Origin of the sequence: Methylobacterium sp. WCS2018Hpa-22 (genome assembly GCF_031843785.1) — a bacterium.
In the GTDB taxonomy this organism is placed as follows: Bacteria; Pseudomonadota; Alphaproteobacteria; order Rhizobiales; family Beijerinckiaceae; genus Methylobacterium.
This window is the reverse complement of record NZ_JAVTJA010000003.1, coordinates 276,984-303,065: the sequence shown is the minus strand read 5'-3', so window position 1 is coordinate 303,065 and position 26,082 is coordinate 276,984. Positions and strand designations below refer to the sequence as shown.

Annotated in this window: 28 protein-coding genes; 16 read left to right on the top strand and 12 right to left on the bottom strand. The window is 68.0% G+C overall.

Annotated elements, in window-relative coordinates:
* Window positions 1-93: 93 nt before the first annotated feature.
* The 4 genes from RQI43_RS05900 to RQI43_RS05885 all read right to left on the bottom strand — a co-directional run bounded on the left by RQI43_RS05900 (window position 94) and on the right by RQI43_RS05885 (window position 5,183).
* On the bottom strand, window positions 94-1,140 hold the full coding sequence (locus RQI43_RS05900) for an endonuclease/exonuclease/phosphatase family protein (protein WP_311274549.1): 1,047 nt from the start codon (window positions 1,138-1,140) through the stop codon (window positions 94-96).
* 189 nt (window positions 1,141-1,329) lie between these two features.
* Window positions 1,330-3,156 (bottom strand): glutamine--fructose-6-phosphate transaminase (isomerizing), encoded by a 1,827-nt coding sequence (glmS, locus tag RQI43_RS05895; RefSeq protein ID WP_311274548.1) that lies wholly within the window; start codon window positions 3,154-3,156, stop codon window positions 1,330-1,332.
* A 235-nt stretch (window positions 3,157-3,391) separates the two neighbouring features.
* A complete protein-coding gene (gene glmU / locus RQI43_RS05890) occupies window positions 3,392-4,795 on the bottom strand; it encodes a bifunctional UDP-N-acetylglucosamine diphosphorylase/glucosamine-1-phosphate N-acetyltransferase GlmU (protein WP_311274547.1) in 1,404 nt (467 codons plus the stop codon).
* Between the two features lie 151 nt (window positions 4,796-4,946).
* Window positions 4,947-5,183: a hypothetical protein gene (locus RQI43_RS05885; RefSeq protein WP_311274546.1), complete on the bottom strand. Its 237-nt coding sequence runs from the start codon at window positions 5,181-5,183 to the stop codon at window positions 4,947-4,949.
* A 256-nt stretch (window positions 5,184-5,439) separates the two neighbouring features.
* Here RQI43_RS05885 and RQI43_RS05880 point away from each other — a divergent pair, with 256 nt between their 5' ends.
* Window positions 5,440-7,050 (top strand): glucan biosynthesis protein, encoded by a 1,611-nt coding sequence (locus tag RQI43_RS05880; protein ID WP_405030560.1) that lies wholly within the window; start codon window positions 5,440-5,442, stop codon window positions 7,048-7,050.
* Window positions 7,038-9,188 (top strand): glucans biosynthesis glucosyltransferase MdoH, encoded by a 2,151-nt coding sequence (gene mdoH, locus RQI43_RS05875; protein WP_311274544.1) that lies wholly within the window; start codon window positions 7,038-7,040, stop codon window positions 9,186-9,188. The genes RQI43_RS05880 and mdoH overlap by 13 nt, the downstream gene beginning before the upstream one ends.
* Before the next feature lie 337 nt (window positions 9,189-9,525).
* Here mdoH and RQI43_RS05870 read toward each other — a convergent pair whose 3' ends face one another.
* Window positions 9,526-9,939, bottom strand: a complete 414-nt coding sequence (locus RQI43_RS05870) for a flagellar biosynthesis repressor FlbT (RefSeq protein WP_056425938.1) — start codon at window positions 9,937-9,939, stop codon at window positions 9,526-9,528.
* Window positions 9,940-10,181: 242 nt separating this feature from the next.
* Here RQI43_RS05870 and RQI43_RS05865 point away from each other — a divergent pair, with 242 nt between their 5' ends.
* Complete coding sequence (locus RQI43_RS05865; RefSeq protein WP_311274543.1) at window positions 10,182-12,719, top strand: flagellin; 2,538 nt, start codon at window positions 10,182-10,184, stop codon at window positions 12,717-12,719.
* Between the two features lie 497 nt (window positions 12,720-13,216).
* Here RQI43_RS05865 and RQI43_RS05860 read toward each other — a convergent pair whose 3' ends face one another.
* Complete coding sequence (locus RQI43_RS05860; protein ID WP_082470113.1) at window positions 13,217-13,612, bottom strand: MliC family protein; 396 nt, start codon at window positions 13,610-13,612, stop codon at window positions 13,217-13,219.
* Between the two features lie 383 nt (window positions 13,613-13,995).
* Here RQI43_RS05860 and RQI43_RS05855 point away from each other — a divergent pair, with 383 nt between their 5' ends.
* From RQI43_RS05855 to RQI43_RS05840, 4 genes are all read left to right on the top strand, one after another.
* Window positions 13,996-14,238, top strand: a complete 243-nt coding sequence (locus tag RQI43_RS05855) for a hypothetical protein (RefSeq protein ID WP_311274542.1) — start codon at window positions 13,996-13,998, stop codon at window positions 14,236-14,238.
* A 114-nt stretch (window positions 14,239-14,352) separates the two neighbouring features.
* The gene (locus RQI43_RS05850; protein ID WP_056425820.1) at window positions 14,353-14,571 is read left to right on the top strand and encodes a hypothetical protein; all 219 of its coding nucleotides are present in this window, start codon (window positions 14,353-14,355) and stop codon (window positions 14,569-14,571) included.
* The gene (locus tag RQI43_RS05845; RefSeq protein ID WP_311274541.1) at window positions 14,568-15,344 is read left to right on the top strand and encodes a hypothetical protein; all 777 of its coding nucleotides are present in this window, start codon (window positions 14,568-14,570) and stop codon (window positions 15,342-15,344) included. The genes RQI43_RS05850 and RQI43_RS05845 overlap by 4 nt, the downstream gene beginning before the upstream one ends.
* Window positions 15,345-15,432: 88 nt before the next feature.
* Entirely contained in the window at window positions 15,433-15,633 is a 201-nt protein-coding gene (locus RQI43_RS05840) for a hypothetical protein (protein ID WP_311274540.1), read from the top strand.
* 157 nt (window positions 15,634-15,790) lie between these two features.
* Here the strand turns inward: RQI43_RS05840 and RQI43_RS05835 are convergent, their stop codons facing one another.
* The gene (locus tag RQI43_RS05835; RefSeq protein WP_311274610.1) at window positions 15,791-16,111 is read right to left on the bottom strand and encodes a multidrug efflux SMR transporter; all 321 of its coding nucleotides are present in this window, start codon (window positions 16,109-16,111) and stop codon (window positions 15,791-15,793) included.
* Between the two features lie 321 nt (window positions 16,112-16,432).
* On the opposite strand from RQI43_RS05835, the gene RQI43_RS05830 reads away from it, so the two are divergent.
* Window positions 16,433-16,810 carry a DUF4440 domain-containing protein gene (locus RQI43_RS05830; protein WP_311274539.1) on the top strand — a complete coding sequence of 126 codons (378 nt, stop codon included), beginning with the start codon at window positions 16,433-16,435 and terminating at the stop codon, window positions 16,808-16,810.
* A gap of 53 nt (window positions 16,811-16,863) precedes the next feature.
* On the opposite strand, the gene RQI43_RS05825 is transcribed toward RQI43_RS05830, so the two are convergent.
* The 4 genes from RQI43_RS05825 to RQI43_RS05810 form a co-directional block, all read right to left on the bottom strand.
* Window positions 16,864-17,259, bottom strand: coding sequence for a limonene-1,2-epoxide hydrolase family protein (locus RQI43_RS05825; RefSeq protein WP_056452598.1), 396 nt, complete (start codon window positions 17,257-17,259; stop codon window positions 16,864-16,866).
* A 149-nt stretch (window positions 17,260-17,408) separates the two neighbouring features.
* Window positions 17,409-18,245, bottom strand: coding sequence for an alpha/beta hydrolase (locus RQI43_RS05820; RefSeq protein WP_311274538.1), 837 nt, complete (start codon window positions 18,243-18,245; stop codon window positions 17,409-17,411).
* Window positions 18,246-18,348: 103 nt separating this feature from the next.
* Window positions 18,349-18,951, bottom strand: a complete 603-nt coding sequence (locus RQI43_RS05815; protein ID WP_311274537.1) for an NAD(P)-binding domain-containing protein — start codon at window positions 18,949-18,951, stop codon at window positions 18,349-18,351.
* Between the two features lie 37 nt (window positions 18,952-18,988).
* Window positions 18,989-19,747 (bottom strand): SDR family oxidoreductase, encoded by a 759-nt coding sequence (locus RQI43_RS05810; protein WP_056425843.1) that lies wholly within the window; start codon window positions 19,745-19,747, stop codon window positions 18,989-18,991.
* 106 nt (window positions 19,748-19,853) lie between these two features.
* Between RQI43_RS05810 and RQI43_RS05805 the strand changes: the two genes are divergently transcribed.
* Window positions 19,854-20,783: a LysR family transcriptional regulator gene (locus RQI43_RS05805; RefSeq protein ID WP_311274536.1), complete on the top strand. Its 930-nt coding sequence runs from the start codon at window positions 19,854-19,856 to the stop codon at window positions 20,781-20,783.
* 180 nt (window positions 20,784-20,963) lie between these two features.
* On the opposite strand, the gene RQI43_RS05800 is transcribed toward RQI43_RS05805, so the two are convergent.
* Window positions 20,964-21,233, bottom strand: coding sequence for a hypothetical protein (locus RQI43_RS05800; protein ID WP_311274535.1), 270 nt, complete (start codon window positions 21,231-21,233; stop codon window positions 20,964-20,966).
* Window positions 21,234-21,512: 279 nt separating this feature from the next.
* Here RQI43_RS05800 and RQI43_RS05795 point away from each other — a divergent pair, with 279 nt between their 5' ends.
* From RQI43_RS05795 to RQI43_RS05765, 7 genes are all read left to right on the top strand, one after another.
* Window positions 21,513-22,043, top strand: coding sequence for a sigma-70 family RNA polymerase sigma factor (locus tag RQI43_RS05795; RefSeq protein WP_056425944.1), 531 nt, complete (start codon window positions 21,513-21,515; stop codon window positions 22,041-22,043).
* Window positions 22,040-22,831, top strand: a complete 792-nt coding sequence (locus tag RQI43_RS05790; protein ID WP_311274534.1) for an anti-sigma factor — start codon at window positions 22,040-22,042, stop codon at window positions 22,829-22,831. The genes RQI43_RS05795 and RQI43_RS05790 overlap by 4 nt, the downstream gene beginning before the upstream one ends.
* Before the next feature lie 9 nt (window positions 22,832-22,840).
* Entirely contained in the window at window positions 22,841-23,953 is a 1,113-nt protein-coding gene (locus RQI43_RS05785; protein WP_311274533.1) for a catalase family peroxidase, read from the top strand.
* Window positions 23,950-24,531, top strand: a complete 582-nt coding sequence (locus RQI43_RS05780) for a cytochrome b/b6 domain-containing protein (protein WP_311274532.1) — start codon at window positions 23,950-23,952, stop codon at window positions 24,529-24,531. Before RQI43_RS05785 ends, RQI43_RS05780 begins: the two co-directional genes overlap by 4 nt.
* Window positions 24,528-24,929 carry a hypothetical protein gene (locus RQI43_RS05775; RefSeq protein ID WP_311274531.1) on the top strand — a complete coding sequence of 134 codons (402 nt, stop codon included), beginning with the start codon at window positions 24,528-24,530 and terminating at the stop codon, window positions 24,927-24,929. The genes RQI43_RS05780 and RQI43_RS05775 overlap by 4 nt, the downstream gene beginning before the upstream one ends.
* Window positions 24,930-25,038: 109 nt before the next feature.
* Window positions 25,039-25,641: a TetR/AcrR family transcriptional regulator gene (locus RQI43_RS05770; protein WP_311274530.1), complete on the top strand. Its 603-nt coding sequence runs from the start codon at window positions 25,039-25,041 to the stop codon at window positions 25,639-25,641.
* Between the two features lie 132 nt (window positions 25,642-25,773).
* Window positions 25,774-26,004 carry a hypothetical protein gene (locus RQI43_RS05765; protein ID WP_311274529.1) on the top strand — a complete coding sequence of 77 codons (231 nt, stop codon included), beginning with the start codon at window positions 25,774-25,776 and terminating at the stop codon, window positions 26,002-26,004.
* Window positions 26,005-26,082 lie beyond the last annotated feature (78 nt).

Sequence of the window (26,082 nt, the reverse complement as noted above, 5' to 3'; positions counted from 1 at the left end):
CCCGGAGGCGGGCAAGCACGGGGCGCGCCGGGCATTGTGCGACGCCCAGTCTGATACCGGAGAGGCACCGTGTCGACACCACTTCGCAGTTCGTCAACGCACGGCTTCGATGGCCTCCTGGGCATCGCGGTGATCCTCCGCGGTGGCCTCGGGCTTCTCCTGCCGGGCGGGGGCCTGCGGCGCGGCGCAGAGGCTGACCGTGATCGGGAAATGATCCGAGCCGACGCCGGGCAGCCGTTCCATGTGGCCGAGCAGGAAGTGCTCGCTGAAGAAGACATGGTCGAGGGGCCAGCGCATCAGCGGCCATTGCGCGTGGAAGGTCGCGAACAGGCCGCGGCCCCGGCGCGGATCGAGCAAACCGCTGATACTCTGGAACAATTGGGTCGTGCGGGACCAGGCCACGTCGTTGAGATCGCCGGCGACGATGGTCGGACCCGGCGCTTCCGCCACTTCACGGGCGACGATCACCAGTTCGGCGTCGCGCGGCGCGCTGCTATGGCCGGGATGCGGGGGGCGCGGATGCAGGCCATAGAGCCTCACCGCCTCGCCGTCCGGCAGCACCACCTGCGTGCGCAGCGACGGCACGTCGTCCTGGAGCAGGAAGCGGATTTCGGGGCCGCGCAGGGGAAGGCGCGAATAGAACAATAGGCCGTAGGTGTTGTCCTGCGGCTGCTCGACCCGGTTCGGGTAGAGCGCGCGCAACGGGGACATGGCCTCCTGCCAGGCGGAATCGGTCTCCAGCAGCAGGACGAGATCGGGCGAGCGACGCGTGACGAGATCGAGGGCCGCGCCGTAATTCCTGTTCGTTTGCAATACGTTGAGCACCACGAGGCTGAGCCGGTCTCCCGGCTCGCAGGCCGTGGCCGCCTTCGCCTGGGTGGCGGCGAGCGGCGTGAAGGGCAGGATGTAGCGGACCTGCATGACCAAAGCCGCCGCCATGGCGAGGGCGAGGATGAGGGACGTCGTGTCCCTGGAGACCATGAGGAGGCCGGCGAGGCAGGCCGCCAGCGCCACCGCGATCTGGAGCCGGGGGAAGTCCAGGCTGCGGACGAAGCCGAGATTGGTCTCGATCAGGGGCAGCACCGTGGCTGCCACCAGCAGACCGGCGATGCCCTGCAGGGCGAGCGTGAGATACGTCAAACCTGGTCTCCGCCGCCGTGCGCCCGTCAGGGAGCCGCCCAACCGGGCCATTCAATGGGCCATGCCGCGTCGTCTCGCGCGTCCGCCACGCGGCCCCGTATGACCGCCATGCGACCCCCGCTTCGACCGCCACGCGACCCCGTTTCGAGGGGCGCCTGACAATCGACGGATTCCGGTGGCGGTTCCGGCCTATTCGACCGTCACGGACTTGGCGAGGTTGCGCGGCTGGTCGACGTCTTTGCCCATGAAAACGGCCGTGTGGTAGGCGATGAGCTGGATCGGCACGGCGTAGACGATGGGAGACACGACCGGGTCGAGATCGGGCATGGTCACCGTCGCCATGGTGTCGAGGCCGGCCGCCGCCGCGCCCTTGGCGTCGCCGATGAGGATGATGCGGCCGCCGCGCGCGGCCACCTCCTGCATGTTCGACACTGTCTTCTCGAAGATCGCGTCGTGTGGCGCGATGACGATGACCGGCACGCTCTCGTCGATGAGAGCGATGGGGCCGTGCTTGAGCTCGCCGGCGGCGTAGCCCTCGGCGTGGATGTAGCTGATCTCCTTGAGCTTCAGTGCGCCTTCCAGCGCCATCGGGTAGCTCGTGCCGCGGCCGAGATAAAGCACGTCGCGGGCCTTCGAGACCTCACGGGCGAGGAGCTCGATCTCGCCTTCCAGCTTGGTCGCGTCCGCCATCAGGCCCGGCACGGTGATGAGCGCGTCGACGAGTTCGCGCTCGCGCTCGGCGCTCAGGGTACCCCGCGCCCGGCCCGCCGCGATGGCGAGGCACAGAAGCACCGTGAGCTGGCAGGAGAAGGCCTTGGTGGAGGCCACGCCGATCTCGGGGCCGGCGAGCGTCGGCACCACGGCCGAGGCCTCGCGGGCGATGGTGGAGGTCGGCACGTTGACCACCGCCAGGGTGTGCTGGCCTTGGCTCTTGGCGTAGCGCAGGGAGGCCAGGGTGTCGGCGGTCTCGCCCGATTGCGAGATGACGAGGGTCAGGCCGGCCTTATCGAGGGGCGGCTCGCGGTAGCGCGCCTCGGAGGCGACGTCGATCTCCACGGGCAGCCGCGCCAGGGATTCGAACCAGTATTTCGCCACCAGCCCGGCATAATAGGCGGTGCCGCAGGCGGTGATCGAGAGCCGCGAGAGGTCCTTGAAATCGAACGGCAGCGCCTCGGGCAGGGCGACCCGGCCATTGGCGAGGTCGACGTAATGGGCCAGCGTGCGGCCCACCACCTCCGGCTGCTCGTGGATTTCCTTGGCCATGAAGTGGCGGTGATTGCCCTTCTCGACCCGGTAGGCCTGGGCGACGATGCGCTGGCGCTGGCGCGAGACCGGGTTGCCGTCGATGTCGCGGATCGCGGCGCCCTCGCGGGTCAGCACCGCCCAGTCGCCCTCCTCCAGATAGGTGATTTCCTCGGTGAAGGGGGCGAGAGCGAGGGCGTCCGAGCCGAGATAGGTCTCGCCTTCGCCGAAGCCGATGGCCAGGGGCGCACCGTGGCGGGCGCCGATGAGGAGATCGTCGTGGCCGGTGAAGATGAAGCCCAGCGCGAACGCACCGCGCAGGCGCGGCAGGGCGGCGGCCACGGCCTCCACCGGGTCCAGGCCCTTGTCCATCTCGGCGCTGACGAGCTGGGCCACGACCTCGGTGTCGGTCTCGCTCTCGAAGCGCACGCCGCCGGCCTGCAGCTCGGCCTTCAGCTCGCGGAAATTCTCGATGATGCCGTTATGGACGACGGCCAGCCGCGCCGTGGCATGGGGGTGGGCATTGGTCTCGTTGGGGCGGCCATGGGTGGCCCAGCGGGTATGACCGATGCCGATGGCGCCGGGCAGCGGCTCGTCGCGCAGCCTGAGTTCGAGGTTGGAGAGCTTGCCCTCGGCGCGGCGGCGATCCAGCCGGCCATTGGCCAGCGTGGCGACCCCAGCCGAATCGTAGCCGCGATATTCGAGGCGGCGCAGGGCTTCGACCACCTGTCCCGCCACCGCCTCATGCCCGACGATGCCAACGATTCCACACATGGTCGCTACTTCTCATACGAGTGGGCTTGGCCGGGGAGCGGAAGCAGGACTGGCCTCCGACGTCTCCGACCGGGATCTTGGCGGTGGCCCACGCAAGGAGCGGCCCAAGCCTTCTGGGAGGGCCTTGTACCGGATCGGAACACGATCCGGCCAGGGTTCCTGCTCTTTCACGGTCTCCGAGGCTGAATTCGGCTCAACGGATACGTTCACGTCCGACGATACGATACTGACGGAGCTAGTCTTTCTTGGAACGGGCGGCCTTCATCGCCTGCAATGCCGCCCGCATCCCGCTGGCCATGCCCTCGATGATGCGCTGGCGGCTGCGGGCGATGGCGAGGGCATCGGCCGGCACCGAATGCGTAATGACCGAGCCCGCGCCGACGATGGCGCCGGCCCCGACGCTCACGGGCGCCACCAGGGCGGTGTTCGAGCCGATGAAGGCGCCGGCCCCGATCTCGGTCCGGTGCTTGTTCACCCCGTCGTAATTGCAGGTGATGGTGCCGGCCCCGACATTCGCGCCCGGCCCGATCTCGGCATCGCCGAGATAGGTCAGGTGGTTGGCCTTGGCGCCCTCGCCGAGGCGGGCGTTCTTCATCTCGACGAAATTGCCGATGCGCGAGCCGGCCTGCAGCACCGAGCCGGGGCGAAGCCTCGCATAGGGGCCGATGCTGACGCCCTCTGCCAGGGTCGCGCCTTCGAGATGCGAGAAGGCATGGATCACGCAACGGTCGCCGACCGTCACTTTGGGGCCGAACACCACATGAGGTTCCACGAGAACGTCCCGGCCCAACACCGTGTCCACACTCAGAAAAACCGTTTCGGGTGACACCAGCGTGGCCCCGCCGATCTGGGCTGCGCGACGCAGCCGCGCCTGGATCGTCGCCTCGGCGACGCTGAGCTGGACCCGGTCGTTGACGCCCTGCGCCTCGGCCTCGTCCACGGGCACCACCGCCACGGCGAGCCCGTCGTCCACGGCAAGGGCGACCGCGTCCGGCAGGTAGTACTCGCCCGCCGCATTGGCGTTGCCTATCCGCGTGAGCAGGGCGAGGGCATGGGGGCCGGAGAGCGCCATGAGGCCGGCATTGCACAGGGTGACGGCGCGCTCCTCCGCGCTCGCATCCTTCTCCTCGCGGATGGCGAGCACGCGCCCGCCCTCCGTCAGCACCCGTCCGTAGCCGGTGGGATTCTCCGCCGTGAAGGCCAGCACCGCCACCGCCGCCCCGTCGGCCAGGGGCGCGCGCAGGCGGGTGAGGGTGGCCCCCGTGACGAGGGGGGTGTCGCCGAACGCGATCACCACGTCGTCGGAGCCTGCCTCCAGGGCCTCGCGGGCAGCGAGCACCGCATGGGCGGTGCCGAGGCGCTCCACCTGCGGATGGACCGAGGCTCCGGGTGCGGCCCGCGCGATCTCGGCGGCCACCGCCTCCTGCCCCGGCTCGACCACCACGGCGATGCGGGTCGCCCCGGCCTCGCTTGCGGCGGCGAGAACATGGCCGAGCATGGTCCGCCCGGCCACCGCGTGCAGCACCTTGGGCAGGTCGGACCGCATCCGCGTGCCCTTGCCTGCGGCGAGAACGATGGCCGTGAGGCTGCGTCCGCCTGTCCGGGCGGGCTCGGTCGAATGGGGGGTCTGCGCCGTCATCGTCGCTCCGCCGCTGTCGAGCCGGGGGCCGGCTCGCGTCCTATCCGGCTGCGCTACTGCGTGGCTTGTCGGGTAGCAAGCCTGCGCGGCCGGTGAGCCGGAGGCGCGGACGGAGATCCGGTCCGAACCGTCCGAGTCATCAGCTCTTGCATCAGCCCTTGAGGATCAGGGTGATCAGCACGGCGGCCACGCATACGAACATGACGACCCCAAGGACCAGGCTCGCCAGGGTGGTGGTGGAGATATAGGTGCCGGCGACGGTTCCCAGCATGCGCGTGACACCGCCTCCCGCCGGGGAGGCGGCGTCACCGGGGTGGCCGCATCCCGGACAGGCCAAGGCTTGCGCGGAGACCTGTCGCGAGCAGGCAGGGCATGGGATGAGCGCCATGAGGTGCCTCGTAAGAGGTGAACGACCCCTGGAATCTGTCACAAGCGCGGCTATTCGGCCAGTCCGGCACCCTTATCGCCCCTCGCCGCCCCTCGCCGCCGTTCCCGGCCGAACTGCTTGCCTGCCGGGAAAATCCGCGTTCCGTTGAACGGTTTCGGTTCCTTCCGGCTTAAGGTTGGGTTCGGGCCGTGCCGTGGTAAAGCCGGGACATACTGCATCGCACCCCGCGCCTTCCCGCGCCGACATTACAGGTCCAATGACGCCGACGATTCCGGGACTTCGCCGCGCCGTGACAGAACCCTTCTCCGATGATCCCGTGGTGACGGGACCGCAGGACCGGAGCCGCCGGGAGCTTTTCTTGCAGGCGAGCGCCGCCGCGCTGGCTCTCTCCCTCCCCGGCACCGCCTCGACCGCCTGGGCGGACGATGCCCCCGCCCTCCCCGCCGAGGGCGCGCCGTTCCTCGGCCATACGGTGCCCGACCTCGCCCGCGAGCTTGCCAAACGCCCCTATGGCGCCCCCCGCACCGACGACCTGCCCGGCGCCCTGACGGGGCTCAACCGCGAGCAGTACAACGCCATCCGGACCGTGCCGGGCAGCGCGATCTGGGCGAACGAGGCCTTCGGCTTCACCCTCGAGCCTCTGCATCGCGGCTCGGTCTTCACCGGCCGCGTGGCCCTGGCCCTGGTGGAGGACGGCACGGTGCGGCCGCTGGCCTACGACCGCGCCCGGTTCGAGGCGGAGGGCATCGCCCTGCCCGAGTTCAAGGACGATCCCGGCTATTCGGGCCTGCGCATCCGCGCCCGGTTCGATGGCGGCGAACTCACCGATTTCGCCACCTTCCAGGGGGCGTCGTTCTTCCGCCTCGTCGCCACCGGCCAGGGCTTCGGCGTCACCGCGCGCGCCCTCACTCTGCGCCCCGCCGATTCACGCGGCGAGGAATTCCCCGAACTCCGCGCCATCTGGGTCGAGCGGCCGGGCCCCGGCGGCCCGCTGGTGCTGCATTGCCTCGTCGATTCCCCCTCGGCCACCGCGTCCCTGAGGATGAGCCTGCGGCCGGGCGGCGATTCGCTGTGCGATGTGGAGGGCACGGTGTTCGCGCGCGCGGCCATCGACCATCTCGGTCTCGGCGGCATGACCACGAGCTACCTCTTCGGCCCCTACGACCGGCGCGGTGCCGACGATGCCCGCGCCGGCGCCTATGCCTCCACCGGCCTGCAGATCCGCACCGGTGCCAATGAGGCGATCTGGCGTCCCGCGCGCAACCCGGAGACGCTGCAGGTCTCGTCCTTCGTCGACGAGAACCCCAAAGGGTTCGGCCTGATGCAGCGGGCGCGCAGCTACGCCGATTTCGAGGACGACGTGCAGCATTGGGAGTGGCGCCCGTCGCTCTGGCTCGAGCCGTTCGGCAATTGGGGGCCGGGCGCGGTGACGCTCCTCGAGATCCCGAGCGATTCCGAGTTCAACGAGAACATCCTGGCCTATTGGCGGCCGAAGGCGACGCTGGCGGCGGGCACCGAGCATGCGTTCAGCTATCGCCAGCACTGGTGCTGGCAGCCGCCGGAGGCGCCGCCCGTGGCGCTCGTCTCCGGCACCCGCAGCGGCAAGGCGCCGGGGAGCAACCGCCGCCTGTTCCTGGTGGATTTCACCGGCGACATCCTGTTCGCCGATCCGGACCTGCAGCCGACGCTGCTGACGTCACCCGGCACGGTGGCGGCCCCGACCCTCTATCGCTATCCCGACCGTAAGACGGTGCGGGTCTCCTTCGAGCTCGACACGGGTGGCGGGAAGTCCTGCGAACTGCGCCTCGTGCTCAAGCGCGGGGAGGCCTCCGTCACCGAAACCTGGCTCTACCGGTGGACACCCTGAACACGCACGCGCTTCCCCCCACCGCCCCGGCTTCCTTCCGGCCCGCGATGCCGCCCGAAGCCCCGCTGCCCATGCCGGTGCAGGCGCTCGACCGCTGGGACCCCGCATCTGGGCACCGTCCGGCCAAGCCCGCGCGGCGGCCTTGGGCCGCCCGCGCCTTCGTCTTCGGCGGGGCGGCGCTGCTGACCGCCTATGGCGCCCTGGAGATGTACGAGGTCGTGGCCGTCTCGGGCGGAACGACGGCGCTGCAATATGTGCTGCTCGTGCTCTTCACCCTGAACTTCTCCTGGATCGCCCTCTCCTTCATGAGCGCGATCCTGGGCTTCGCCACGCTCCTGCGCCGGCCGAAGGCGCCGCTTCCGCCGACCCGGCTCGCCACGAAGACCGCCATCGTCATGCCGGTCTACAACGAGGCCACCGCCCGCACCTTCGCGGCCGTGGAAGCCATGCGGGCGGAGATCGACGCCACCGGCCTCGGCGAGGCCTTCGACTATTTCGTCCTGTCGGACTCGACGGTGGGCGATGCCTGGATCGCCGAGGAGCGCGCCTTCCTCGATCTGCGCGAGCGCTGGGGCGAGGATGCGCGGCTCTATTACCGGCACCGTGCGAAGAACCATCACCGCAAGGCCGGCAATATCGGCGACTTCGTCTCGCGCTGGGGCGGGGCCTACGACCACATGCTGGTGCTCGACGCCGACAGCCTGATGACCGGACCCTGCGTGGTCCATCTCGCCGCCGCCATGGAGGCGGACCCGGATTCCGGCATCATCCAGTCGCTGCCGCTCATCATCAACCGCAACACCCTGTTCGCCCGCGTCCAGCAATTCGCCGCCCGCATCTACGGCCCGGTCATCGCCACGGGCCTCTCGGTCTGGTCGGGCCGCGACGGCAATTACTGGGGCCACAACGCCATCATCCGCACCCGCGCCTTCGCGGAGGCCTGCGGCCTGCCCGACCTCAAGGGCAAACCGCCCTTCGGCGGCCACATCCTCAGCCACGATTTCGTCGAGGCAGCGCTAATCCGGCGGGCCGGCTGGAGCGTGACCATGCTGCCCGCCCTGCCCGGCTCCTACGAGGAGAGCCCGCCCTCCCTCATCGACGTCGCGGTGCGCGACCGGCGCTGGGCGCAAGGCAACCTCCAGCACAGCCGCGTCATCGGGGCGGCGGGCCTGACGCTGGCTTCGCGCCAGCATTTCGCCACCGGCATCGCCGGCTACGTCGCCTCACCGCTCTGGCTCGGCCAGCTCGTGGTCGGTATCGCCCTGGTGCTCCAGACCGCCTATGTGCGGCCGGAATACTTTACCTCCGAATTCGGGCTCTACCCGGTCTGGCCGCGCTTCGACCCCGTGCGCGCGCTCCAGCTGTTCGGGCTCACCATGGGCATCCTGCTGGCGCCGAAGCTCCTGGGGCTGATCCTCGCCCTCATCGACGGGCCGGTGCGCCGGGCCTCGGGCGGCGCCATCCGCCTCGTCCTGTCGAGCCTGATCGAGACGATCCTCTCCGCGCTCATCGCCCCCATCGCCATGCTGATCCAATCCGGCTCGGTGTTCGAGATCCTGGTCGGGCGCGATACCGGCTGGAACCCGCAGCGGCGCGACGACGGCTCGATACCCTTGCGCGACATCGTCCGCCGCCACCGCTGGCACATGGTGCTGGGGCTGGTGACCGGCATCGCCGCCTTCGCCATCGCCACCTCGCTGTTCCTCTGGATGTCGCCCACCATTCTCGGCCTCGTCCTGGCGATCCCGATCTCCTGGGCGAGCGGCCAGCTCTCCTGGGGCCTCGCCCTCAAGCGCCTCGGCCTGCTGATGACCCCGGAGGAGCGCGACCCGCCCGCCATCGCCGTCACCGCCGGGACGCTTGCCGCCCGCAACGCCGAGGCCGGCCTCGACGACTCGGATGCGATCCGCGCCCTCCACGCCGATGCGGGCTTCGCCGAGGCCCATGCCCTGATGCTGCCCGAGATGCCCCAACGCCCCCGCGGCGTGATCGACACCGACCGCGCCCTCGCCCAGGCCAAGGTGGTGGAGGCCGCGACCATCGCGGAGGCCGCCGAGTGGCTCAGCCCGAAGGAGCGCATGGCCCTCCTCCACGACCGCGCCCTCCTCGACCGCCTCACCCGTCTCGCGCCCGCGTGAGCTACGATCGTCACGCCTGTCGCGGGATGCGCTGACGAGCCCTCCTCCCCAGCGGATCTCGGGCCTGCCCGAGATCCGTCGAGCTTGTGGGGAGGAGTTGGAGGTGGGGGTGGTCGGGCGACCCTCAAGCTGCGGAGGCAAGCGGCGCCACCCCCACTCCTGACCTCTCCCCACAAGGGGGAGAGGGACGCGGTCTGCCAACGAGGGCAGATGTGTGAATCCGGTAGCCCGCGTGAGACGGGGGGATCGACCGTGCCCGGAGCTCGTTTCCACGAGAGCCCGCGGGTCCGGGCGGCCGATGCCGGCCCCCTGCCCGCTCGGCGGCCGATCCGGAAGGTCAGTCGGCGCTTCCCGAATCGGGTGCCTTGGCGAGACGGTCCGCCAGGGAGGCCTCGTACTGGATGAGGTCCTTGCCCCGCTTCATCGCCCGGTAGAAGTCCCGCGCCGCCACGTGGGCGTTGATGTCCCGGACATAGGGAGCCGTGGTCGGTACCGCCTCGAGCAATTCGCTCGCCTGGGCCACGAACAGGTTCTCGATCTCCGACACGTCGTCGGAGAGATAGAGCACCGTGAGAGTCAGGTAGAGGCGCTTGCAGGCCGTATCGGCCTCGCTCTCCGTGATGATGTCGGATTCGCGCAGGAACTTCGTCATCGTCTCGATGACGAAACTCGACCGCCGGGATCCGTTGCGGATCGCGGCCCCGCCGATCAGCAACCGCTCGAACGGCTTGAGTTCGATCTTCAGGGGCATGACCGGTCCTTCGGGCTCGGGCGGGATCATCGATCCGGACGGTTAACAATACGTCACCGCATTGGAGAGGGTTGCTTCGCGGAATCCGGCATCGCCCCGGAGGCCGCGAAGATGAGGAGAATGCAGCGGATCTCCCACATGTTTCGTTGACTGTTCGCCTTAAGACCTTCGCAACGTCCTCGTGGTTTGGTGACGCTGCATCCAAAAAAGGGGTGCTTCCAGATCAGAATGGATCGGACAACATGTCTTCAGGCATCACGCTTACCGCGGCAACGCGCCAGAACCTGCTCTCGCTGCAGGGCACCGCCGACCTCCTGACCACCACCCAGAACCGCCTGTCGACCGGCAAGAAGGTGACGTCGGCGCTCGACAACCCGACCAACTTCTTCACCTCGCAGAGCCTGTCGGCCCGCTCGTCGGACCTCAGTGGCTTGCTCGACGGCCTGTCGAACGGCGTGCAGACGATCCAGGCCGCGAACCAGGGCATCACTTCGCTCCAGAAGCTCGTGGATTCCGCCAAGTCGACCGCGCAGCAGGCGCTGGCCGACAAGAGCGGCGGTAAGGGCACCATCCTCGGTGGCGTTGGTGCGCAGGCCGCTGTGGCGACCGGAACCTCGGCTGTAACAGGTACCCTCGACCTCTCGTCCCTCGCAAAGGACGCGTCGGTGGACATCTCCCTCGATGGCGGCGCCACAAAGAACACGCTGCGCCTCGATGCCTCGACCCTCAAGAGCGTTACGTCCGACACGTCGAAGGTGACGACCGATCAGCTCGTTTCGGCATTGAACGGCCAGATCGCCGGGAACACGAACCTCGCCGGCAAGGTCTCCGCCTCGATCGGGACCAACGGCCGCATCAGCTTCACCACCACGGATACCGGCGCTGCCGCCAAGCTGAGTGTCAGCGGCTCGCTGAACGCGACCACGGATATCGGTTTCGGCAAACCCGCAACCACGCCGACGGCTGCGACAATCGTTGCCGGCGCTGCCTTGGGCGCCACCACCGATCTGGCTAACGGCAAGAGTTCGGTTTTCAGCATCACCGACGGCAACAAGTCCGTCACTGTGAAGCTGGATTCGACCACTGCCACCGACAATCTCGGCGGTACCCTCGGGACCAGTGCGGCTGATGCCGACGTCATCAAGGCGATCAACAAGCAGCTGTCGGATGCCGGCTCGACCGTCACGGCGAAGATCGGCACCACGGCTGATGACGGTGCGGCCGCGAACGGCAAGATCGTGCTGTCCTCGCAGGATCTCGGACCTGACGCACAGCTCTCGATCAACCCGATCAGCAACACTGCGGGTGGCGCTTCCGGAATCGGCTTCTCGACCTTCACGGCCGCCGCCGGAACCCTTGTCGCCCCGGCGGCCGGTACGGCAGCGAGCGCGACCGGCAGTGCCGATCTGCGGACGACCCCCCCGTCGCTTGCCGGCGGCAAGTCCGCGACCTTCTCCATCACGGATGCCGGCACGACCACGACCATCACCATCGACAGCCGGTCGCTGGATACGGCCGGCACAAACGCTGGTGATGATGCGACTGGTACCGCTCTTGGCGACAACCCGACTGGCGCCAAGCTCGTCGACGCGATCAATGCCGCACTGAAGGCAGAGAGCAGCGCTGCCGTTGCTTCGATCGACAGCTCCACGGGTGGCCTGAAGTTCACCGCCAGCGCAAACAACGTCGCTCTCACCGCGACCGCTACGAACGACACCATCGGACTCGGGTTCGGAGCATCTGGAGCCACCAGTGGGTCCTTCGCCGCCGGCACGGGTGCCGCCGTGACCGCCATCATCGCTGGCGGAACCGATGCGTCGGATGGGTCCTCCAAGGCTTCGATCACCGGCACAACTCCGCCGACGAGCGCCAATAGCGGTATCTACAACACCAGCACGAGCAAGTTCGACTTCAGCAGCACCAGCCCCGCGCCCAATGCTTCGTTCACCCTTCAGCTCGGATCTGGTGCCTCCAAGCTGATCGACGTGAGTTCGGCGACTGTTGGTAACGGCAACGCCGTGAGCCAGGCATCTGTCGCCAAGGCGATCAACGACCAGATCGAGGCGGATACGGGTCTCGCAGGCAAGGTCAGCGCGAGCTTCGTCAATAACAAGCTCACGATCCAGTCGACCGCATTCGGCTCAGATCAGTCGCTTACGGTGAAGGCTGCCGGCAGCACGGATATCGGCCTCGGCGTGTCGGGCGCCGTCGCCCAGACCAGCACGGGGACCGATATCGGTGGCGCCAAGGGCACGAGCTCTACGCGCTCCACTCTCGCCACTCAGTACAACAACCTGCTGACGCAGATTTCGCAACAGGCCCAGGATTCCGGTTACAACGGCGTCAACCTCCTGTTCCGCAACAGCAGCTCTGCCAACGAGAACACCCTCAAGCTGACCTTCAACGAGAAGGGAACCTCGACCCTCGACATCTCCGGTGTGAAGTTCGATGCCGAAGGTCTGGGCCTCAAAGGGACGACGAACAACTTCCAGTCCGATGACGAGATCAACACGGCACTGAACCAGTTGACCGCAGCAACTGCTTCGCTGCGTGCGCAGTCCTCGACCTTCGGCTCCAACCTCTCGGTGGTGCAGAACCGTCAGGACTTCTCGAAGAACCTGATCAACATCCTCGACACCGGCTCGGCCAACCTGACGAACGCGGACCTCAACGAGGAAGCCGCCAACTCCCAGGCCCTGTCGACCCGCCAGTCGATCGGCATCTCGGCCCTCTCGCTCGCCAACACGGCGCAGCAGGGCATCCTGCAGCTTCTCCGCTAAGCGGATCAGCCGTCACGACACTAAGCGGCCGGGGGAAACCCCGGCCGTTTTCGTTCGCGCTACGTCCCGGCCCCGGCCCGATGGGGATTGTCGAGGGACGACCGGGCAGGCCACCACGATCCGACAGATAAGGGCGGTTCGGTCTCGCTGCCACCGCCACGGGTGACGCTGCCCCGCATGCGGCCGGGGACAAGGCCGCCCCATGACCGGATCGAGCCCGTTCAGCGACGGACGACAGCCCAGGCGTCGGCGAAGGCACGCCATCGCGACGGTTCGGAAGGATGGCCGAGTGGTTTGACGAAGCGGATTTCAGATTCGCTCCCGGCCATTCCGCGCAGTCCCTCGAGATCAGCGACAGTGTTGCCCGGGCGCGGTCTCTCGATCCGAAGGCGTTCGCTCGTCGTTCTCTGCCCCTGCCCGTATCGAGGCGTTGGGCGGGCCAAAGGCGGCAACACTCGTTCGGCCTTTGGCCCGCCGAACGGCCGCCGGAGCGGAGCTCAGTTCGGCTCTGTCCCACCCGCGGGCGGCTTCTGCTCCGTGCAGACGATGGGGTGCTTGGACTGGTCGGTCCACGTGACCTCCTGGCCCTTGCCGCGCAGCTCGTGCGTGTCGTCGCCGTAGCGAAACCCTGAGCCCGAAGGCTGCGCCGGCAGAGTGATCTCCGGCCCTTCGGGAGGCCGGACAATCGCAGGCTGTGCCGGGTCGGAGGTGACGAACTCGACCGTGAGCAAGACGTTCTTCGGGCACGAGAAGATCACCCGCTTCGTCGTTGCCCCCTCGCTGGCGGTCGCCCGGGACAGCGTCTTGTCGGGGGCCTCTGCGTGAGCCTGGATCGACACGCCGACCATGACGACGGCAACGAGTAACGGCGATACGGTGTGAAGGCGCATCATCGAGAGCATCTCCGAATTTAGCCTGATCGGCCGGAGGGCTGAGGACGCGCCCGACCGGAGGTCCCGTCAAGCATACGACCGCTCGCGATCATGATGATGGACCGGAACTCAGGGGCTCCGCGAGATCCCGATCACCGCTCCTCGCCCATGACGATCCGACACGGGCCGCCAGGAGGGCCCTCCATCGACGGCCCTCCATCCGCATCCGGCTCAACGTCAGTATCGGTCTCCCGGTCGGCATCCACGTCGGCGGAGAGCGCTCCAGCGTGGCTGGCCCGCCCGTTCGAGGGGGACGAAACACCGGAGTTGGAACCAGCCTGAGAGCCATTACCGTTGTTCCTTCGAGGACGCCTCAGGTGAGGGCGACCGCAGGAGGCATGTCCATGCAGAGCAAGCTCACGAAGACGATCATCGGGGCTGTCATCGCCGTGGCTCTCGCGGCTGCCGTGTCCTATGGACTCATCAACCAGCAGACGGCGGATCAGCTGCAGACCAAGGCGAACCAGACGCTGTCGGACGACCAGGCTGCCCCCGGCACGGCGCCTCAGCAGCCGGCCCCCGCGCCGCAGGGCCCCAACCAGCAAGCGCCGGCGCAGCCGACCCCCACGCCCGCACCTCGGCAGTGAGAGTGGCGGCACGGGCATCCGCATGTCGTCTCGGTTCGCCGGCTGAAACCGCCCGGTAACCCTCCGGCTTTAGGCCTCGTTAGGCACGAAACCGCCGAACCGGGATGGATACCGATGACCAGGGACCAGCTTTCCGCCGAACTGTCGCGCATGGCGAAGATGCAGATCAGCGACATCACCCGGGCGGTGAAGAGCGGCGATAAAGCCATCGCCTTGAACGAGGTGAGCGACCTAGCGCTACGCTTGAATTTCCTCGCCGATGCCATCGCCGGCGTACCGGTCCCGGCACCGGCACCGGCGGTTTCCCCCGCTCGCGTCCTCGATCCGGCGTGACCGCTGCATCGGAGTGGCGCGCGGAGCGCAATGGACGCTCCCGCGCCCGGCTTGAACGCTCGCTTCCCGCCCTCTTCCCGGCGCCGGTCCTGCAGCACGCGCTGTCACGCCCGCTGACGCCGCCCACGCCGCGCCTCGCCGTCGAGAGCTATTGGCGCAACCACGTCCTCCGGGCCGATCGCCTGGCGCGGGCACTGGCCGCACGCTCAGGCCAGCCGGAGGGATGGACGTGGCGTCTCGGCTCGGAGAAGGGTTCGGGCCTCGCCGCGACCTTCCGGATGCCCCCTTCGCCCTATCGCGAGCCTGCGCACGCGCGAGGGCCCGGCCATTGCTGCATCTGCGGACAGCCGGTCTTCCGCTTCGGCTGGCACAAGGATCTGTGGGGCACCGGCACGCCGAACAAGAACGCCCGTTGGCATTCGGCCTGCGTCACGGCCTGGAAGTTCTGGGTGGCGCCGAGCGACCAGGTGAAGGTTTTGAAGGCGCATCAGCGCCATCGCTGCGCCGCCTCCGGGAAGCGCCTGCTGAAGACGGCCGAGGTCGACCATCGCACGCCGCTCTATCGCGTCTGGCGCGAAGACCGCGACGCTGCTTGGCCGACATTGCTGGCCTATTGGGGCGCTCCGAACCTTCAGGTCGTGAACCGCGTTGTCCACGTGGAGAAATGCGGTGCGGAGGCAAGCGAGCGAGCGCTCCAGCGGCGGTCTTTCGTCTCGGACAATCCTCTCGATACGGAGGCTGACGCCATGATGCTTTTCTCGACATCGGCGTGAACCACTCGCCGTCGAAGCCTTTCCTCGGACCTGCTTCCCGCGCGCGATGGGTCATCACGCTACCGCTTCCGGAATTGGAGACGATCGAATGACGGATGACAAAGTCGGCCGGCAGGACCGTAAGGACACGAGGGCTGCCAAGGCCGCCGAACGTGCCGACACGGCAGGTCAGGTCTGGGAAGAAGTCAAAGTCCGTGAGACAGCGCGGGACGACCAGATCGTTCGGCTGAAGGCCCAGCGGCTCGAGCGCGATGCCGCTGCAGAGAAGCCTCCCACGAAGCGCTCGTAGCGAGTGGGCTTCGGGGCACTGACCAAAGCTGTCGGCTGCGGAATCCTAGGCCGAGCGGTGCGGGCTGATCGCAGCGCATCTGGTTTGGGACCGGGGGGCCATCGAAGCCGCCCTCCCCGGCGGCCACATGGAGCGGATGCACGAGGGACCCGGATAGTTAGTGAGCGCTCGCGAGTTTCATGGTCACGAGTCCCGACACGATGAGGACAGCCGCGATCATGCGGGTGAGGCTGGCTTCCTCTCCGAGGACCGTCACGCCGACCACGAAAGCGCCGATCGCTCCGATACCCGTCCAGATCGTGTAGGCAGTCCCCAGCGGCAGCGTCCGCATGGCCATGGCCAACAGCCCGAAGCTTCCGACCATCGCCGCCAAGGTGATGACCGTCGGCCAGAGGCGGGTGAAGCCGTCCGATTGCTTCATCATGGATGCCCAGACGATCTCGAGGACACCGGCAATTCCGAGATAGACCCAAGCCATATCGGCCCACTGCTTCAAGGGCCGGGCCGTCCCGGACTTCGACCCTGCAGGAGGGGGAGGACGTGGCCTCGCGAGTGCCTAATTAGCGAGCAGAATGCTTATTTTCAAGGCGGAAAAGTGCTGGTCATCCCCAAACGGGAATGGCGGCCCCTGAGATGCCGCCGCGCAGGAACACGCCTGTTCCATCCTTTCGACTGGACGATGGAGGCCCCTCGCTCGCGCATCGTCATCGGCCGGAGCGCATCTGTGTAGGCTGCCGCGCCAGGAACGAACCGCGCTCCGCGATCTTCTCTGAAAGACAGCAGCCCGTGGGAGAGCACAATGGACGACGATCGCGTCTGGTCCTTCGAGAAGAGTCTCTGGACCGGTGGGGCGGACCATTACCGTGAACTGGTCGACGACGAATGCCTGATGGTGCTGCCGCAACCCCCCTTCGTGCTGAGCGGCTCGCAGGCCATCGAGGCCGTCGCGGACACGCCCCGCTGGTCGGAGGTCGAGCTCTCCGGGGGACAGATCTCTCGTCCGCAGGAAGGGCTGATCGTCATCGCCTATCATGCGAAGGCCTCGCGGGACGGCGAGACCTATCTGGCGCATTGCACCTCGACCTATCGCCGGCTGTCACACGAGGTCTGGCGCGTGGTTCAGCACCAGCAGACGCCGCCGCTGGTCGGCTCCACGGCCGAGAAGGCCGCTGGATAGATACGGCCATCCTCGACATCCGGACCCTGCGCTCGACGCCCGAGAGCGGCGAGTCAGGCTTCCAGCGCAGCGGCCTGTCGCTCGAAACTGGCGAGGTCGAAATAATCCCGCCATTCCGTGATCGCGCCGTTGCCAACGCGCATGCTGCCCATGGTGGGAAGGGTGATGCGGCCGCCGTTCCGGTCGGTGAAGAGATCGAGCCTCTCGGTCAGAACCGTATCGCCATCGTTTGCGATGTGCAGGAGCTGCCAGTCGACACGAATGCGACTGCCGACCCCGAAAGCTTTATGGAAGCTTCGTGCGTTCTCCCGGCCACGGATCTCCGGCAGCGGGATGTTGTGGTAGACGACGTCCTCGGCCAGGAGATCGATCGCGTCATCGAAGCGATCTGCGTTGATGCGTTCGAAGAACAGACGCACAAGGGCGATCTCGGGGGTGTCTTCGATCATTGCGTGCCTCGTTTCCCCTCAATCGGCGTCGCCGGTCGGCGACCGAACTTCGAACGAGACCGCGCATGGCGCCGGCAGCCGATCGACGCTGCCGGACGATCCTCACGGTCGGCGGACCACGTCACCGCAGCCCTCGTGCAGGGGAGAACCTACCCCCTCACGAAGGCGAGAATGTCGGTGTTGAGCGTGTCGGCATTGACGGTCAGCATGCCGTGGCTGAAGCCGGGATAGGTCTTCAGGGTCCCGTTCCGGAGGAGCTTGATCGATTCCCGCGCCGCCGCCCCGATCGGTACGATCTGGTCGTCCTCGCCGTGCAGAACGAGGGTCGGGACGGTGATCGACGTCAGGTCGTCGCGCTGGTCGGTTTCCGAGAAGGCCGCAATACCGTCGTAATGTGCCTTGGCACTGCCCATCATGCCTTGGCGCCACCAATTCGTGATCACGCCGGGCTGCACCGTCGCGCCATCGCGATTGAAGCCGTAGAAGGGCCCTGTCGGCACGTCGATGAAGAATTGCGCCCGGTTGGCGGCGAGCGCCTGACGGAAACCATCGAAGACCTCGACCGGCAGGCCGCCCGGATTGTCGGCGGTCTCGAGCATGAGCGGCGTCACGGCGCTGACGAGCACGACCTTGGCGACCCGGCCGTCCGGTTGACCGTGCCGGGCGACATAGCGGGCGACCTCACCGCCCCCGGTGGAATGGCCGACATGGACGGCGTCGCGCAGGTCGAGGTGCCGGACGACGGCGGCCGCATCCGCGGCGTAAGCGTCCATCGTGTGCCCATCAGAGACCTGCGCCGAGCGACCGTGACCGCGCCTGTCATGTGCGACCACCCGGAAACCCTTCGCGAGGAAGAAGAGCATCTGCGTGTCCCAATCGTCGGAGGAGAGCGGCCAGCCATGATGGAAGACGATGGCTGGCGCATCTCTCGGCCCCCAATCCTTGAAGAAGATGTCGACGCCGTCGGATGTAGAGACGTAGGGCATGGTCGTGTTCCTGCTGTTTGCCGAAGCAGTACGGATCGATGGAGCGTAGAGCGGGGGTCGTTTCAGGGGTGTGACAAGGCTGTTGTGCTTGGCCGCATCGTCATCAAGCGAACCTGACGAGGTTGAGGGCCGGCAACGGCCCCCCTGGGAACTGTGCAAGACGGCCGCCATCCGCGAGAGAACCGAGGTCGATGCCGAAGAAGCCGAGCCGGTCGATGAGCGTACGAACCGTCGCTTTCGCCTCGGCATCGTCGCCTGAATAGAAGAGGACGCGCCGACCGCCTTCGCTGGCCGGATCGCCTGCCAGGAGCGGTGGCCGGAGATGGTTGAACGCCTTCACCACCCGGGCACCGGGGACCAGGGTGGCGACGATCTCGGAGGACGAAACGCCCCCGAGATCCACCGGCTCGAACGACGGTGCCTCGATCGGATTGTTGGCGTCCACCACGATCCGGCCGCCGAAATCCGGCAGGCCGCCCAGCGCAGTCGGCAGCTTCGACCAATTGACCGCGACGATGATCATGTCCCGGGCGGCGGCGTCCTCGCGCGTGCCGGGCGTGATCGTCGGGCCTAACGAAGCAATGGCCTCGGCGAGGCTGTCTGGACCGCGACTGTTCGCGAGGATCGCCGGAATCCCGTGCCGAGCGAGGGCGCTGGCAATGGCACGGCCGATCTGGCCGGCGCCGATGATGCCGATGGAGGGCATGGAGAGGTGTCCTTGCGAGGGAGGTCGAGAGGAGGCGTCAGGCGGATTGGCCACCGTCGACATTCAGTGTGGCGCCCGTGACGTACCCGGCGTCGGGACCGACGAGGAACGCGACCGCTCCGGCGATATCCTCCGGACGGCCGTAGCGGCCGAGGGCCGCGAGGCCCTTCAGTGTCGTGGCGAAGGGGCCGTCCTCGGGGTTCATCTCGGTGTCGATCGCACCCGGCTGGACGAGGTTGACGGTGATGTCGCGGGGACCGAGATCCCGTGCCCAGCCCCGCGTGTAAGCCGCCACGGCCGCCTTCGTGGCGACGTAGTCCGCCGCACCCGCGAAGGGGACATGCACGGCCCCTGTCGTGCCGATCGAGACGATGCGTCCCCCATGCGTCATCAGCGGAACGGCAGCGCGGACCGCGGCGGCGACGCCCTTCACGTTGATATCGAGTTGCCGATCGAACGCGGCACGGTCGGCTTCCGGATCGTCCACCATGCCGGTGACGAAGACGCCGGCCGAATTGACCAGGATGTCGAGCCGACCGAACGTGGCATGCGTCTGGCGGACCAGGCCGGCGACCTCGGATGCGTCAGCCTGGTCGGCCCTGATGGCGATGGCGCGGCGTCCCGATGCCGTCAATTCGGCGACGATCCGGTCGGCCCGCTCCCGCGATGCGGAATAGCTGAAGGCCAGATCGGCGCCGTCTCGCGCGAGACGACGAACGATGGCGGCGCCGATGCCACGCGATCCGCCGGTGACAAGGGCCACCTTGCCGGCGAGCGGTTGCGGGTCCTGGCCCATGATGCTGCTCCCGTCCTCTTGGTGGAGCGAATATGGCCGAGGTATTGCCCTTGGTTTAGCCGGGATTGGGTTGCTACACCTTCAATCATCCCTTGAAGGTGGCATCGTGGAAACCCTGGCGAACCTGGAATCCTTCATCCGCAGCGCGGAGCACGGCAGCTTCTCCGAGGCCGCCCGGCGCTTGTCGCTGACTCCGGCCGCCGTCAGCCGGAACGTCGCCACGCTGGAGCGGAACCTCGGTGTGAGGCTGTTTCATCGTTCGACGCGGAAGCTGAGTCTGACGGAAGCGGGCGAAACCTTCCGCCTCGCGGTCGCGGACAATCTGGAGGGCATCCAGGCGGCCATCGCCGGGATCGCCACCGCCGGCGGCGAACCGGCCGGTACCCTGAAAGTCAGCATGGCCCTGACATTCGGCACGATGCACATCCTGCCGCTCTTGCCGCCGTTCCTCGAACGCTATCCTCTGATCCGCCCGGAATGGCATTTCGAGAACCGTCGGGTCGATCTCGTCACGGAGGGCTACGACGCCGCGATCGGTGCCGGGTTCGACCTGGCGCCCGGTCTCATCGCTCATGCTCTGGCCCCCGCGCACGTCATCGCGGTCGCCTCGCCGGCCTACATGGAAGGCCGCCCACGTCCCGACCATCCGACCGGGCTTCAACCGCTCCAAGGCATCGTCCAGCGTTCGCTCCGGACCGGCCGCCTCCAGCAATGGACCATGCGCAATCCCGCAGGCGAGGACATGCCAGCGCACCTGTCTGCAACCATGGTCGTCAACGACCCGGCGGCGATGCAGGAAGCGGCTCTTCTCGGGCTGGGCGTCACCATGCTGGCGGTACCCGACGTCCTGCCGGCATTGGAGGCTGGCCGCCTGATCCAGCTGCTGCCGGGTTGGTATGCCGATGCGGGAGCGATCTCGCTCTATTACGCCAGCCGAACCCTGCTGCCTGCCAAGACCCGCGCATTCGTCGACTGGGTCACCGAGGCGTTCAGGAATCGGCGTCTCGCCGAGCGCTTCGCGGGGCACCGTCTCTAGGTTCGTGTTTCGGCACCGACGTCCGACGTGGCATGGCGCCCGATCCGGCCGGATACGGACGCCATGGGCCGGCATGGCCCTAGAGCTGCGCCCGGCCACCTTGGGTCGGGTGCGGCTCTAGGCCTTTGTTTTGCCGCGCTCTTTTTCGCCGAACCGGCATGCACTTCGGCGGTGAGCGCTCTAGTTCGGGATCAGCTCGCGGGCCGGGCCGCCCGTCTCCTGGCCACGGGCCTGGGCATAGCCCGGCAGAGCGGGGTTCTTGGCGTTTCCGCTGTCGGTGTCCGGCCCGCCGAGCCAGTACGCGGATTGCGCCGGAGCCGGGATCGAGCCCGTGATCGTCGGGCTCTCCATCCGATGCGGGGCGGGCCGGGCCTCAGAGGCCCCGGTCAGGGCGGCGAGCGTGCAGGCGGACGCGAAAACGACGGCCGAAACGGTCTTGATCATCGTCATGTCAGGTCTCCGGTAATTCCTGCTCGATCCAAGATCGTCAAGCAGTGATGCCGGACAGACGACGTCTTCGGCTGCTTATTCCATGACCCTATCGAAAAATTCCCACGCTATGCTCGGGACCATATCCCGTGAACGAATACTCATGCCGGGTGCGAAGTTTTTCGTGCAGACGTGGAATAAACAGGATTTCGCGGCGTCCATGCCCCTGTCGCCGCCCCGAAATCCGTTCGGTCCGGCCAGCGTGCCGACGGGAGCCCCGCCCATGCCAGGAGACAGGAGATGATGGACATGATGCGCCTCATCGAGCCGCTGATCCCGGCCCTGCGCCGCTACGCGCACGCCCTCCTGCGCAACCCGACCGATGCCGACGATCTGGTGCAGGATTGTCTCGAGCGGGCCGTCACCCGCTGGCACCAGCGCCAGGCCGACGGCGACGCGCGGACCTGGCTCTTCGCCATCCTCCACAATCTCGCCGTGACGCAGATGCGCCAGCGCGCGCGCCGCGGCGCCCACATGCCGATCGAGGACACGGCGGAGGCGAACCTCGCGGTGGCGCCGACACAGGAGAGCGGCCTGCGCCACCGGGACCTGATGACGGCGCTGGACGCGCTGCCGGAAGAGCAGCGCAGCGTGCTCCTGCTGGTGACGGTGGAGGGCCTGTCCTACGCCGAGACCGCCGACATCCTCGCGATTCCGACCGGGACCGTGATGTCCCGCCTGTCCCGGGCCCGGGACCGGATGATCCAGTCGATGGACGGCACCGAAGCCTCCGTCCCCGCCAAGCGCCCGCTCCTGCGGAGGGTGAAATGAGCATGCGTCCGATCGGTGACGACGATCTCCAGGGCCTCGTGGACGAGCGGCTCGATACGGCGCGGAAGCGCGAGGTCGAGGCCTATCTCGACTCCCATCCCGAGGCACGGATCCGGGTCGAGCGCATGGTCACCCTGCGTGAGGACATGCGGGCCGCCTTCGCGCCCATCGCCGCCGAGCCGGTGCCGGCCCGGCTGAACCTGGCGCGGATCGTCGAGGCGCGCCGCCGGCCGGCACATCCGATCTGGCAGGCTTCTCCGTTCTGGCAGGCGATGGCGGCGGGGCTGCTGCTCCTCGTCGGAGGCGCCGGTGGCTGGGGCCTGCATGAGGTGGTCTCGCCCGTGCCCACCGGCATCGAGGCGCTGGCCCAGTCCGCGAGCATGAACTACGCGGTCTATGCGCCCGACCACACCCGCCCCGTCGAGCTCGCCGCCGCGAACCGGGACGAACTCGCCGGCTGGTTTTCCGCCCGGATGAAGCGGCCGGTGGCCGTGCCGGACCTGAGCGGCTCCGGCTACCGCCTCATGGGCGGGCGTCTCGTCGCCACGCAGCAGGGGCCCGCCGGGCTGCTGATGTACGACGATGGGCACGGCGCGCGCTTCGTCATGTTGATGCGGCCCATGAGCGTACCCGGCGACGCGCCGATGCGCGCCCACACGACGGAGACGTCGAACGGCTACGCCTGGGCCCAGGACGGGCTCGGCTACAGCCTCGTGGGTGCGGCCGACCCCACGATCCTGCACCCGCTCGCCAACGAGATTCGCCGCGCCACCGCGAAAGCCATCTGAAGGCCCGACATGTCCCTCCTGAACGACCTCACCGGGGCCGATCCGGCCTTGAGCCGGCGTGCCGCTTGTCTCCGCCTCGCCGCCATCGGGGCGCTCGTCGCCGGCACGACGGGGGCCTTCGCCTATGCGGGCGGCTGGCTCTCTCCGGGGGACCTGACCCAGGCGCGGATCGTCGACCGCTTCGAGCAGGTGAATGGCCCCCATCCGGGCTTTCGGCGCAACCACGCCAAAGGGCTCTGCCTCGCCGGGCGCTTCGAGAGCAGCGGCCGGGGCGCGCGTTTGTCGACGGCGTCGCTCTTCACTGCGGGACAGGTCACGCCCGTCACCGGCCGCATCGCGCTGGCGGGCGGCCAGCCCTATGCGGCGGACGCGGCCACGACGGTGCGCAGCCTCGCGCTGCGTTTCCACCTTCCCGACGGTGAGGAATGGCGCACCGGCAACAACGACATCCCGGTCTTCCCGGTCCGCAGCCCGGAGGGGTTCTACGCGCAGCTTCTCGCCGCCAAGCCCGATCCGGCCACGGGCAAGCCCGATCCGGAGGCGCTCAAGGCGTTCTTCGCCGCGCATCCCGAGAGCGCGAAAGCGGCTTCCCTGATCAAGGCGCGAACCATCACCTCAGGCTTTGCCGACGACACCTTCCGGAGCCTGAGCGCCTTCCGGTTCATCGCCGCGGACGGGACCCGGACGCCGGTGCGCTGGGCGTTCGTACCGGAACAGGCCGCGACGGCGGAGAACCCGGCCCAGAGGGCTCGCGCGGACAAGAACGTTCTGTTCGACGACTTCGTGTCCGCCGTCCGCCGGGCGCCCGTGCGGTGGCATCTCGTCGTCACCCTGGGGCAGCCCGGCGACCCCACGGCGGATGCGACGCTTCCCTGGCCGGTCGAGAGGCAGAGCCTGGACGTCGGGACCGTAATCGTCGCGGACACGCAGCCGGAAGCGGACGGCAATTGCCGCAACGTCAATTTCGATCCTCTCGTCCTGCCCGCAGGCATCGTGGGATCGGACGATCCACTGCTCAGCGCCCGTTCGGCGGCCTATTCGCAATCCTTCACGCGCCGCGCCGGCGAACCAAAAACGCCGAGCGCCGTCCAGAACACGCCAGCATCGGGAGCCGGATTGTGAGCCGCACCGCGCGCTTCAACCTGCCGGCCCGGCTGCTGCACTGGACCATGGCGGCCCTGATCCTCGCCATGCTGTTCATCGGCGTGGCGATGGTGACCTCGCTGGCGCATTACCACACCCTGGTCGCGCTGCACCGCCCACTCGGGATCGGCATCCTGGTCCTCGCGCTGCTGCGCCTGCTCAACCGCTGGCGCCATCCCCCGCCCGACCTGCCGTCGGACCTTCCGGGCTGGCAGCGGCGGGCGGCCCATGTCTCGCACGTCTTGCTCTATGGATTGATGCTCGCGCTGCCGCTGGTCGGCTGGGCGATGCTGTCGGCGGCCGGCTATCCGATCGGGCTCGCCGGCTCCCTCGTCCTGCCGCCGATCCTGCCGCGCGATCCAAGCCTCTATGTGTGGCTCCGTCCGCTTCACACACTCCTGGCCTACACCCTGTTCGGTCTCGTCCTCGCTCATCTGGGGGCGGCCCTGATGCACGGTTTGATCCGCCGGGATGGCGTCTTCTCCAGCATGGTCGCGCGCCCGACGCAGGCCCGGTCCCGATACCATCGAGGCAGGCTGGAAGGCGAAACACGGTGAACGATCGCGCAACAGGCAGGGTGCTCATCGCCGGCGGCGGCATCAACCTGCCGGCCAACGCGGTCCAGGCTGTCGGCCAACTCGGCCTGGGCGACGCGCTCACGCTGAGCGCTCTGCTGGCGGAGAGAACGGACTGGGGCACGGTCGGTCCACCCTACGAAGCGCTGCGCCGGCCCCGCGTGGCCCATGTCCAGGCCATGACCGATCGCCTGTCCCGCACCGCGCGGATGCCGGGCCGGAAACCTCCTGCTTCCCGTGATCGGCCCGCGCAGCTACCGCGCGACCTACTCGCCGCTCCGCACGCCGGTCTCGGCCTGAGCCTGGCTGCGGCGATTGCCCGGCCTCTTCGCGGTCGAGGTTCTCGGCCTTGGTGCCGCGCAGGCCGGTCCGGCCCATGAGAACCGCGGCAGGATCGGTTCGTTGGCCCGGCGGCACATAAAAGTGCTTCCAGCAAAAAATGGAGCGCACCCTCTAGACGACCGGTCTAATTCGGACTAGTTAAGGGTCATGGCACGCGTCACCCCACATACCGACACACGACAGGGCATCCTCGATACCGCCTACGGCCTCGTGGGCGCGAAGGGTTTCTCAGGGGTCGGTCTCAATGAGATCCTGGCCACGGCCGGCGTGCCCAAGGGGTCGTTCTACCACTATTTCGGCTCGAAGGAGGCCTTCGGCGAGGCTCTTCTGGCGGATTACTTCGAAAGCTACCTCGCCGATCTCGACACAACCCTCGCTGAGCCCGGCTTGAGCCATGCCGAGCGACTGATGAACTACTGGCGGAAATGGCAGGCAACGCAGGGAAGCATCGACGACCAGCGCAAGTGCCTCGCGGTGAAGCTCGCGGCGGAGGTCTCGGACCTGTCCGAGGCCATGCGCCTTGCCCTCAAGAGCGGGACCGCCGGGATCATCGAACGCCTGTCGGGAGCGATCGCAGCGGGCGTGGCGGAGGGCTCGCTCACAATCGAGGGCGAGCCGCGGACGATCGCCGAGATGCTCTACCACGTCTGGCTGGGTGCGAGCCTGATGGCCAAGATCGTCCGGACCGACGCACCGTTCGAGGCTGCCATGGGGACGACCCGGCGCATCCTCGGCCTCAGTTCGCATTGACCCCCCTCATTCCGACGTTGCCGAGAACCACCTTCTACCAGGCCCAAAAACGAGACGACCGGTCTATTTTTACCGGCAGACGATCACCTTCCTCGGGCCGGCCGGCGAACAGAACCCAGACGGAGAAAACCCATGCCCCACCACACGAAGACATCTGTCGCCGCGACCCTCCCCTTTGCCGGGCTGATGGCGTTCCTGACCATGCCGGAAGCAACTGCGCAGGAACGGATCACCCTGGAGACAATCGGCGCCGTCCGCATGGCCCGGTTCGAGGAGGTCCGTGGCGCGAACCCGGAACTCCGCCCCTCCCAAGCGGCGCCGGTGCGAGATCCGGCCACGGGACGCACCGCAAAGGCGCGATAGCGCCGGTCCACCTTCCCCGAGCCGCCACCGTGCGGACCCGGCGAAAGGCCCGATAACCCAAGACGTCCTGCTCACCCC